Below are 10,757 nucleotides of genomic sequence, written 5' to 3'. Positions count from 1 at the left end.
CTGAGCGAGATCCGCCCTCTCGGGGGAAGTGTTGAGGCGGGGTGACATGCCGTGGAACCTCGCACAGCGCGAGAGCCGGTCAAGTCAATAGGAGGGAACAGAACGGGGATACTGGGGTGTGTAAGGTCACAATTAAGAGGAAACGTAAAGTAGAATAAGGCACGTTCTCTGCACCTCCGCTCGACCGGCGAACGAGAACCTCACGGGGGCGTTATTATTTTAATTTCCTTTCTGGTTGAGGCTTTGCGCGTTTTGCAGGACGCCCGGGATTCCTCCCTGTGGGTTTGCCAAGACAATGAAGATAAAGGGTTTTCGCCGGTTTTTCTGCCTCGCCCTCCGCCTCTTTCTTCTTGAGCGATGATGCGGCAGATCCGACGGAAGACCAAATATTGAGACGCTCTCGTATTTCTGAACACCCGTGGAGGCGCCGCGAGGCATCACGGGGTTTGAACCGGAAGTGGAGTGTCTGTTAAGGAAAAGTCATGAGGAGTTCGTGCTTCCCGCACGGCGCGATCATGACGATCACGCCGCCATAATCTTCCGGACTGGCCCGTGGTGCCAGGCCCGCCGTCGCGTGCGTCTCCGGGGCAGTTCCTGCCCGGCCGGAAGCGTCCGATGTGCCGTGCCGCGCATACCAGGGCATCCGCCAGGCCATCCGGCCTGACAGCACTCCCGATTCTTCCGACCTGAATTCCCCCACGGGGCCTGCCTGCGCAGGCCGCGCGCGATGAGGAATGGCCGCATTGTCGAACGAGATCCCCCGTGCCCCGACGGGTGCCCCCGATTCCTCGCCGCATCGTACCGCCGCGCCCTCGCCGGCACCCGCCGCGGGCATCTCGGCGCCACATCCCCCACCCCCGCGGGACGGCGGCGGGACGGACCCCTCGGAGCGCCGTGCCGCGCGCCGCTTCCTGCTCACGGTCCTGGCGCTGATCCTGGCCGGGGCCGGCGTGCTGGCCGGCGGGCACATGGCTCTCGCCCGGATCGGCCGGCTGCCGGACCCGCCGCTGACCGCCACCTGGTGCATCGACGAGAAGCTCGCCGCGCTGCGCGACGTGGCGCTGGAGGACCGCGTCCTGCTCGCCCTCGGCTCCTCCGCCACCTGGCGCAACCTCGACATGCCGCTGATCGCCAGGCAGTTGGGGGATGAGCGCGTCTACAACGCCGCGCCCTGCTATCTGCACATCGACCAGACCGCCTTCCTGGCCGACTTCCTGCTGGACCGGGCGCCCCAGGTGCGGACGGTGATGGTGGTGCTGGCGCCGCGCGACTTCGAATCCTGCCCCGCCGACGCCACCGCCTTCTTCGACACCGCCCTGGGCGATGCCTACCTTTCCGGCCTGGTGCCGTCCTGGCTGCCCTATGTCACCGGCTTCCGGCCGCTCTACCTGGCCCGCGCCGCCGCCGGCGCTGTCGATGGCGCGCCGCTCAGCCCCGAGGCGGTGGCGGAGGACGGGCTGGGCTCCAGCATCCTGCGCAACCCGCATTCCTGGCGCCCCGCCCCCGCCTTCGACGAGGCCTGCTACGCCGGCCTGGCGGAGCTGGAGCGGGTGGTGGCGTCGCACGGCGCGCGGCTGGTTCTGGCCACCCTGCCGGTGATGCCGGAATGGCGCGACAGCTTCGACCCCGATGGCCGGCTGATCGAGACCTGGATGCGCCGCATGCGCGAGACGCTGCGCCAGCCCGACACGCTGCTGGTCGATGGCCGCGGGCTGCGCTGGACGGATGAGCACTTCGCCGACCCAGTGCACCTGCGCTACCCGCACCACACCGCCTTCACCGCGCTGATCCTGCGCGCCATGGCCGCTTCTCCCCACCAGGGCGCCCCCGCGCCGCAGGCCGGGAGCTGAGGCACCCATGCTGTTCAACTCGCATGTCTTCGTGCTGGCCTTCCTGCCCATCACCATGCTGGGCTTCTTCCTGCTCGGCCGGCTGCACAGCACCCGGGCGGCGCGGCTCTGGCTCGTTGCCGCCTCGCTGGTGTTCTACGGCTGGTGGAGCTGGCTCTATCTCGGCCTGCTGCTGCTCTCCATGCTGGCCAACTTCACCCTGGGCAACGCCATCCTCTCGGCGCGGGAAGGGGCGCCGGGGCGCGCGCGCGCGCTGGTGGCGGGCGGCGTCGCGGCCAATGTCGCGCTGCTTGGCTGGTACAAATACGCCACCTTCGTGGCCGAGAACGTCACGGCCCTCACCGGCATCGAGTTTGCTGTCGGCGGCGTGGTGCTGCCGCTGGCCATCTCCTTCTACACCTTCCTGCAGATCGCCTATCTGGTCGATTGCGGGCGCGGCCGGGCGGAGCGCTACAGCTTCCTCGACTACGTGCTGTTCGTCTCCTTCTTCCCCCACCTGATCGCCGGGCCGATCGTCCACCACCACGAGCTGATCCCGCAATTCCAGCAGCGGGAGAATTTCCGCTTCCGCGCGCCGGACGTGGCGGCGGGGCTGGCCTTCTTCGCCATCGGCCTGATGAAGAAGCTGCTGATCGCCGACCCGGTGGGGGCGCTGGCCACGCCGGTCTTCGCCGGGGCGGCGCTGGAGGGGGCCGCGCCCGGCCTGGTGGAGTCCTGGACCGCCGCCACCGCCTTCTCGGTCGGCCTCTATTATGATTTCTCCGCCTATTCGGACATGGCGGTCGGCCTGGCGCGGATGTTCGGCATCCGCTTCCCCTACAATTTCAACTCCCCCTACAAGGCCGTCTCGATCATCGATTTCTGGCGCCGCTGGCACATGACCCTGTCGCGCTTCCTGCGCGACTACGTCTACATCCCGCTCGGCGGCAACCGCCGCGGCGCCTCCCGCCGGCACATGAACCTGATGGCCACCATGCTGCTCGGCGGGCTGTGGCACGGCGCCGGCTGGACCTTCGTCATCTGGGGCGGGCTGCACGGCTTCTACCTGCTGGTCAACCATGCCTGGAGCGGCGCCGCGGCACGTGCCCGGGCCGAGGGGCGCAGCCTCGGACTCGGCGCCGCCCCGGCCCGGGTGCTGACGCTGCTGGCGGTGGTGGTGGCCTGGGTGTTCTTCGCCGCGCCCAGCCTCGGCTCGGCGCTGGCGGTGCTGGGCGGCATGGCGGGGCTGAACGGCTTCGCCCAGCCGGAGACGGCGCTGCTGCTGACCACCGCCCTGCGCGGCCCCGGCGCGCTGGCCGGCGCGATCGGCGGCATGGCCACGCTGAGCTGGGCCATCAGCCTCGGCATGCTGGGCCTGGCGCTGCTGATTATCGCCCTCGCGCCGAACTCGCAGCAGATCGTGGACGGCCGCGCCGCCGAGATCGACGAGCCGCGCCGCTGGCCGCGCCTGCACTTCCGCCCGCGCCTGGTCTCCGCCTGCGCCACGGCCGGCGCCTTCCTCCTCGCCCTGGCACTGATGGCGGACGTCAAGGAATTCGTTTACTTCCAGTTCTGAAGGCGCGCGGTCCCGGTTCTGGCCGTCCGCCGGCCAGGGCGGCAACCGGACCGGGATCAAGGCGTGATGAAGGCAGGGCGAGACGGACGGCACGGCGCGGAGGAGCACCCTGCCAGCCCCGCCCCGGCAGGGCCGAGATCCATCGGCCTGCGCAGCCTGCTGGCGATGGCCTTCGGGCTGATCGGGCTGCTGGCGGCCGGCACCACCGCGCTGGTGGCCTCGCAGGGGGTCTACGCCCAACTCCGCCAGGATGCGGGCGCGGAACTCGCCGCCGCCGCCGAGCGGGTGGCGGACCTGCTGGACCGTGGCCTGTTCGAGCGCATGCGGGATCTCGAGATCGCGGCGGTTTCCGAGACGCTGCGGAACCCGGGGTACGGCCTGCCGGCCCGGCGTGCCCTGTTGCGGCGGCTGCAGGAGACCTACCCCTACTACGCCATCCTGCTGCAGATCGGGCCCGACGGGCAGATCCTGGCGACGGACCGGGGGCTGCTGGAGGGGCTCGACGTCTCGCAGCGCGTCTACTTCCAGCAGGGCCGCCACAGCACCTTCCTGGGCGATGTGCATGAGGCGCAGCTGATGGCGCCCTACATGCAGCGCTCCGACGATGAGCCGCCGCGTGTCCTGGACCTGGCGACTCCGATCCTGGATGAGGCGGGAAGGCTGAAAGGCGTCCTGGCGGCGCATCTCTCGGTCGACTGGGTGGAGGGAATCGAGCGCAGCGTGATCCAGCCGCTGTTGCAGCGGCACCCTGGCGTGCGGGCGCTGGTGCTGGATTCGCAGGGCAGGGTGGTGATCGGCCCCCGCGGCCCCGGGCGGCGGCAGGCGCCGCTGCTGCCGGAGGAGATCCGGCAGCAATTGCAGAAGGGCCCGGGCAGCCACGTCATCGAGCGGAGGGAGGGTGCGCGGCTCGTCGGCTTCGCCCCGCTCGAGGGGCATCGCCATGTGGGCAGCCTCGGCTGGTCCGTGCTCGTCATGCACGAGGCCACGGATGCCTTCGCCCCGGCCGAGGCGCTGCGCTGGCGGCTGCTCGCCATCGGCTTCCTGGCGGCGCAGCTTGCGGCGGCGGTGGGCTGGGTGGTGGCGGGGCGCATCGCCCGGCCGCTGGAGCGGCTGTCCCAGGCGGCGCTGCGGCTGCGCGAGCAGCCCGAGGCCGTGCTGCCCGCGCCCGGCCGCCTGTCCGAGGTGGCGGCGCTGCATGGGGCGCTGGGCGCGCTGCACCGCTCGCTGCGCCAGCGCGAGCAGGAGCTGAGCGACAGCGAGGCCCGGATGCGCGCGGTGCTGGAGCAGATGCCGATAGGCGTGGCCCTGGCCGAGCGGCCCTCGGGGCGGGTGATCTTCCAGAATGCCTGCGCCACCGAGATGCTGCGCCACCCCATCGTCGTGGCGGACAGCGTGGCCGACTATGTGCGCCTGGGGGGGCAGTACCCGGACGGGACGCCGCTGCGGGCCGAGGACTACCCTCTGGCCCAGGCGGTGCTGAAGGGCAGGCCGGTGCAGCATGCCAGCCTCTCCTACCGGCGGGGCGACGGCGTCACGATCTGGCTGTCGGTCAATGCCGCGCCGGTGCGGTCCGCGGGGGATGGCGCGGCCCTGGCCGTCTGCACCTTCGAGGACGTCACCGAGATGCGCGCGGCGGCGGAGCGGCAGAGGCTCCTGGCGCAGGAGGTGGACCACCGCGCCCGCAACGCCCTGGCCGTGGTGCAGGCGACGCTGCGCCTGTCGCGGGCGGACACGCTGCCGGGCTTCGTGCAGTCGCTGGAGGGGCGGGTGGCGGCGCTGGCCCGCGCCCAGAGCCGGCTGGCCGCGGCCGCCTGGAAGGGCATCGAGCTGGGCACGCTGCTGGAGGAGGAGATCGGCGCCGCCGCCCGGGGCATCCCGAAGGTGGCCGAGCGGATCGACCTGCTCGGGCCGCGCCTGGTGCTGGCGGCCGAGATCGCCCAGCCCATCTCCCTGATGATCCATGAGCTGACGGCGAATGCCATGCAGCACGGCGCGCTCTCGCAGCCCGGCGGGCGGATCACGGTGGAGTGGCGGGCCGATGCGGCGCAGGGCATGCTGCGCCTGCGCTGGCAGGAGCAGGGCGGCCCCGCCGCCGGGCCGGAGGAGCCCCGCTCCGGCTTCGGCCTGCGGATGATCGAGGCGACGCTGGGCAACCAGCTCAGCGGCCGCTACCAGTTCGAATGGCGGGAGGAGGGGCTGCTGCTCTCCGCCTGGCTGCCGCTGGCCCGCATCGTCTCGCAGGAGAGGGCGGCCTCCGCCTGAGCGGGGGCAGGGCTGCGCAGCGCGGCCCCCAACCCCCATGGCCCTGCGCGCGGGACGGTCCTAGCCTGGGCGCGTGCCCGACGAAACGAAGCTTCCCGAATCGAAAATCCCCGACCCGCGGGTGATGGCCGCCATCGTGGCCAGCGCCCTGTTCATGCAGAACCTCGACGGCACGGTGGTGGCCACCGCCCTGCCGGCCATGGCGCGCTCGCTGGGCGAGCCGCCCGTCACCATGGGGGTGGCCATCACCACCTATCTGGTGGCGCTGACGGTGTTCATCCCGCTCAGCGGCTGGGTGGCGGACCGGTTCGGCGCCAAGCAGGTGTTCATGGCGGCCATCGCCACCTTCACCGTGGCCTCCGCCTTCTGCGGCCTGGCGGACAACCTGGCCGAGATGGTGGCGGCGCGCGCCCTGCAGGGCCTCGGCGGCGCCATGATGGTGCCGGTGGGGCGGCTGCTGCTGCTGCGCCGCATCCGCAAGGAGGAGCTGCTCTCCGTCACCACCTGGCTGACCATGCCGGGGCTGCTGGGGCCGCTGCTGGGGCCGCCGGTGGGAGGGCTGCTCACCGACCTGATCTCCTGGCGCGCCGTGTTCTGGATCAACATCCCCGTCGGCATGCTGGGGCTGCTGCTGGTCTGGCGCATCATTCCGGCCCTGCCGCCGAGCCTGCCGCCGCCGCCCGACCTGCGCGGCCTGACCCTGGTGGGCACGGCGCTCGCCGCGCTGATGGCCGCCTTCGAGACGCTGGGCCGCGGCCTGCTTCCGCGCGGCGTGCCGGAGGTGCTGCTGGCCGCCGGCTTCGGGCTCTCGGCGCTGGCGGTGTGGCACTGCCGGCGCACGCCGAACCCGGCGCTGGATTTCAGCCTGCTCGCCATCCCGAGCTTCCGCGCGCCGCACACGGCGGGGCTGGTGTTCCGCATCGGCGCCGGCGCCGTGCCCTTCCTGGTGCCGCTGACGCTGCAGCTCGGCTTCGGCGCCAGCGCGGCGCAGAGCGGCATGGTGAGCTTCGCCACCGCCCTCGGCGCCTTCGCCATGAAGCCGATGGCGCAGTTCGCGCTGCGCCGCTTCGGCTTCCGCAACGTGATGATCTGGAACGCCGTCTGCGCGGCGCTGACCATCGCCGCCTGCGCCGCCTTCCGTCCCGGCTGGCCGATGGCGGCGGTGTTCGTGGTGCTGCTGCTGGGCGGGCTGTTCCGCAGCCTGCACTTCACCACCCTCAACACCCTGGCCTATGCCGACGTGCCGCAGGAGAAGCTCTCCGCCGCCACCAGCCTCTACAGCACGGCGCAGCAGCTGCCGCTGGCGCTCGGCGTGGTGGTGGCCTCCGCCTCGTTGCAGGTGAGCATGGCCTTCGCCGGGCGCGACGCCGCCGCCATGCCGGACTTCACCGCGGCCTTCCTGGTGGGCGCGCTGCTGACCCTGCTGGCGGCGCCGCTCTCGGTCAGCCTGCCCCGGGACGCGGGGGAGGGGATCGTCAGCGGCCGGAGGCGCTGAGGCGCGCATGCGCCGCTTCGGCAACCAGCGCGGTGGCCAGGCCGAACAGCACATGCATGCCGAGCCGCTGCGCCGCCAGGGCGGGGCCGGCCTGCCGCTCGCCCTCGGTGATGCCGAGGCGCGGCGCGATGCCGGCGATGCCCACCGCGTAGAGCCCGGCCCCGTAGGCGGTGCCGAGCAGGGCCGGGGAGCCGTGCGGAAGCTGCGCGCGCAGGGCGCCGTAGCCGGCGCCGAAGGCCAGCGAGGCCATGCCGTGGCCGGATTGCTCCAGCAGCGTCGTGCCGGCCTCGCCCAGCCGCCGGCGGGTGCCGGCCATGCGGTCCAGCCAGTCCTCGCCGCGCCGGTCCAGCGTATCGTGCAGCAGGCCGGCCTGGCGGCCGCCCTTCATCGCCACGGACGTCGCCACGCCGCCGGCCAGGCCGCCGAGCAGCCCTGCCACCATCCACCGGATCATCCCGCCGCCTTTTCCGCTCCGCGGCCCGGGAGGCGGGCCGCCACGGGGGGTGAACGCGCGGCCGGGCGCCGCGGATGCGACGGCCCTATTCCGCCGGCTGGTGCGCCCCGGCCGGGCCGCGACTGAAGCGCCGCGCCAGCCCCTCGAAGGCGAGGTAGAGCACCGGCGTCACGAACAGGGTCAGCGCCTGCGAGACGGCGAGGCCGCCCACCACGGCGAGGCCCAGCGGCTGGCGCAGCTCGGCCGCCGCGCCCCAGCCGGCGGCGATCGGCAGCGCGCCCGCCGCCGCCGCCAGCGTCGTCATCATGATCGGGCGGAAGCGGATGATGCTGGCCTCGCGCACGGCGGTCAGCGGGTCCTCGCCGGCGCGCTGCCGGGCCAGCGCCACATCGACCACCATGATGGCGTTCTTCTTCACCAGCCCGATCAGCAGCAGCACGCCGATCACCGCGATGACGGACAGCTCGAGCCCGAACCACCACAGCGTGGCCAGCGCCCCCAGCGCCGCCGGCGGCAGGCCGGAGAGGATGGTGAGCGGGTGCACCAGCGACTCGTAGAGCACGCCCAGCACCAGGTACATGATGAGCACGGCGGCCAGCAGCAGCATGCCCTGGCCCGCCAGCGCCTGCTGGAAGATCTGCGCCGTGCCGGCATAGCCGGTGACGATGGTGGGCGGCAGGCCCAGCTCCCGCTCCACCTGGGCGATGGCCTGGGTGGCCTGGCCCAGCGCCACCCCCGGCGGCGTGTTGAAGCCGATGGTGACGGCGGGCAGCTGCCCCTGGTGCGCCACGGTGAGCGGACCCACGCGCCGCTCGATGCGGGCGATGCCGGCCAGCGGCACCAGCCGCCCGCTGCTGCTGCGGAGGTAGATCTTGGAGAGGCCGCTCTCGTCCTGCTGGTCGCGCGGCAGCGCCTCCAGGATGACCGAGTAGCTGTCGGAGGCGCCGAAGATGGTGCTGATCTGCCGCGCGCCATAGGCCGAGTAGAGCGCCTGCCGCACCTGGTCCACCGTGACGCCGAGCGCCGCGGCGCGGTCCCGGTCCACATTCACCGAGAGGATGGGGGCGGCCATCTGCAGGTCGGTGTTCACGTCCTGCAGCTCGGGCAGGCGGCGCAGCGCCGTGGCCATGCGCTCGGACCAGTCGTACAGCTCCTCCGAGCGCAGCCCCTGCAGCGTGTACTGGTAGAGGGTGCGGGAGGAGCGGGCGCCGAAGTTCAGGTTCTGGATCGGGTTGAAGTAGACCCGCATGCCGGGGATGCCGCCCGTCTGCCGGCGCAGCTCCTGGATCAGCGCGCCGATCGGCGCCCGCTCGGCGCGCGGCTTGAGCTGCACGAACATGCGCCCCTGGTTCAGCGCCTGGCTGTTGCCGCCGATGCCGACGATCGAGTTCACCCGCTCCACCGAGGGATGGGCGCGGATGATCTCGGCCACGCGCTCCTGCCGGGTCGCCATGTCGTCGAAGGAGGCATCCTGCGGCCCCTCGGTGCCGACGCTGAGCAGGCCGGTATCCTCCACAGGGAAGAAGCCCTTGGGGATGCTCACCGCCAGCCAGACGGACAGGCCGATCGAGGCCAGGAAGGTCAGCCACACCAGCGGGCGGAAGCGCAGCGACTTGTCCAGCATCCAGCCATAGCCGCGCTCCACCGCCTGGAAGCCGCGCTCCAGCGCGGCGTCGAAGCGGCTGGGCTTGCCATGGGCGGGCAGGCGGCTGGCCATCAGCGGCGTGAGCGTGAGGGAGACCACGCAGGAGACGATGACGGCGAGCGAGACCGTGGCGGCGAAGGCGTTGAACACCCGCCCCACCACGCCGCCCATCAGCAGGATCGGGATGAACACCGCGATCAGCGAGAGGGTGATGGAGATGATGGTGAAGCCGATCTCCTTCGCGCCGCGGATGGCGGCGGCAAAGGGCTTCATCCCCTCCTCCATGTGCCGGACGATGGCCTCCAGCATGACGATGGCGTCGTCCACCACCAGCCCGACGGCCAGCGTCAGGCCGAGCAGGGTGATGTTGTCGATGCCGTAGCCCAGCGCGTACATCAGCCCGAAGGTGCCGGCGAGCGAGATCGGCACCGCGATGCCCGGGATCAGCGTGGCGCTGACCTTGCGCAGGAACAGGAAGATGACCAGCACCACCAGCCCGATGGCGATCATCAGGTGGTGCTGCACGTCGTGCACCGCGTCGCGGATCGAGACGGAGCGGTCCAGCATCACGGTGATCTCGGCGCCCGGCGGCAGGGCGGCCTGGAGGGCGGGCAGCGCCGCCTTCACGCCATCGACCACCTCCACCGTGTTGGCGTCCGGCTGGCGCTGCACGGCGAGCGTCAGGCCGCGCGTGCCGTTCATCCAGGCGGCGATGCGGTTGTTCTCCACTCCATCGACCACCGTGGCGACATCCTGCACGCGGATCGGCGCGTTGGGCCGGCCGCCGATGATGAGGCGGCCGAATTCCTGCGCGTCCTGCAACTGGTCGTTGGCGCGGAGCGTGAGCTGCTGGCGCGGGCCGTTCAGCGTGCCGACGGGGGTGTTGGAGTTGGCCGCCGCGATGGCGCGCTGCGCCTCGTCGAAGCCGAGGCCGAGCGCCGCCACCCGGTCCGGGTCGAGCTGCACCCGCACGGCGTATTTCTGCTCGCCATAGGTGATGACCTGCGCGACGCCCGGGATGCGGGAGAGGGCGGGGGAGATCAGCACCGCCGCCACCTCGTTCAGCCGGTAGAGCGGCACGTCGCCGCCGCGCAGGTTCAGCAGCACCACCGGCGCGTCGGCCGGGTTGGATTTGCGGAAGCTGGGCGGCGTCGTCATCTCCGCCGGCAGGCGCCGCTGGGCGCGGGAGAGGGCGGATTGCACGTCGAGCGCGGCGGCGTCGATGTCGCGGCCGAGCACGAATTGCAGCGTGATCTGGGTGGTGCCCTGGCCGCTGGTGGAGGACATCTGGTCGATGCCGGCGATGGTGGAGAATTCGCGCTCCAGCGGCAGCGCCACCGAGTTGGCCATCGTCTCCGGGCTGGCGCCGGGCAGGCTGGCGCTGACCGAGATGACGGGGAAATCGACCCGTGGCACGGCCGCCACGGGCAGCTGAAGATAGGCCACGATGCCGGCGATGATCGCCGCCACGGCCAGCAGCCCGGTCATCACCGGGC

Annotated in this window: 6 protein-coding genes; 4 read left to right on the top strand and 2 right to left on the bottom strand. The window is 72.0% G+C overall.

The window, feature by feature from the left end; translation table 11 throughout:
- Window positions 1-743 precede the first annotated feature (743 nt).
- The 4 genes from ACZJYS_RS19010 (at window position 744) to ACZJYS_RS18995 (ending at window position 7,162) form a co-directional block, all read left to right on the top strand.
- Window positions 744-1,850, top strand: a complete 1,107-nt coding sequence (locus ACZJYS_RS19010) for a hypothetical protein (protein ID WP_493179941.1) — start codon at window positions 744-746, stop codon at window positions 1,848-1,850.
- Between the two features lie 7 nt (window positions 1,851-1,857).
- On the top strand, window positions 1,858-3,405 hold the full coding sequence (locus ACZJYS_RS19005) for an MBOAT family O-acyltransferase (RefSeq protein WP_493179940.1): 1,548 nt from the start codon (window positions 1,858-1,860) through the stop codon (window positions 3,403-3,405).
- Window positions 3,406-3,471: 66 nt separating this feature from the next.
- Window positions 3,472-5,667: an HWE histidine kinase domain-containing protein gene (locus tag ACZJYS_RS19000; protein WP_493179939.1), complete on the top strand. Its 2,196-nt coding sequence runs from the start codon at window positions 3,472-3,474 to the stop codon at window positions 5,665-5,667.
- A 73-nt stretch (window positions 5,668-5,740) separates the two neighbouring features.
- Window positions 5,741-7,162, top strand: coding sequence for an MFS transporter (locus ACZJYS_RS18995; protein WP_493179938.1), 1,422 nt, complete (start codon window positions 5,741-5,743; stop codon window positions 7,160-7,162).
- Here the strand turns inward: ACZJYS_RS18995 and ACZJYS_RS18990 are convergent.
- Window positions 7,143-7,616 carry a hypothetical protein gene (locus ACZJYS_RS18990; protein ID WP_493179937.1) on the bottom strand — a complete coding sequence of 158 codons (474 nt, stop codon included), beginning with the start codon at window positions 7,614-7,616 and terminating at the stop codon, window positions 7,143-7,145. The two genes, ACZJYS_RS18995 and ACZJYS_RS18990, sit on opposite strands and share 20 nt — an antisense overlap.
- An 85-nt stretch (window positions 7,617-7,701) precedes the next feature.
- Window positions 7,702-10,757: efflux RND transporter permease subunit (locus ACZJYS_RS18985; protein ID WP_493179936.1), on the bottom strand; the 3,056-nt coding region annotated here is incomplete at its 5' end.

The organism is Roseomonas sp. TS2, assembly GCF_058833935.1.
Note: the sequence above shows the minus strand (reverse complement) of the source record. Positions and strands in the feature narration are given on the sequence as shown.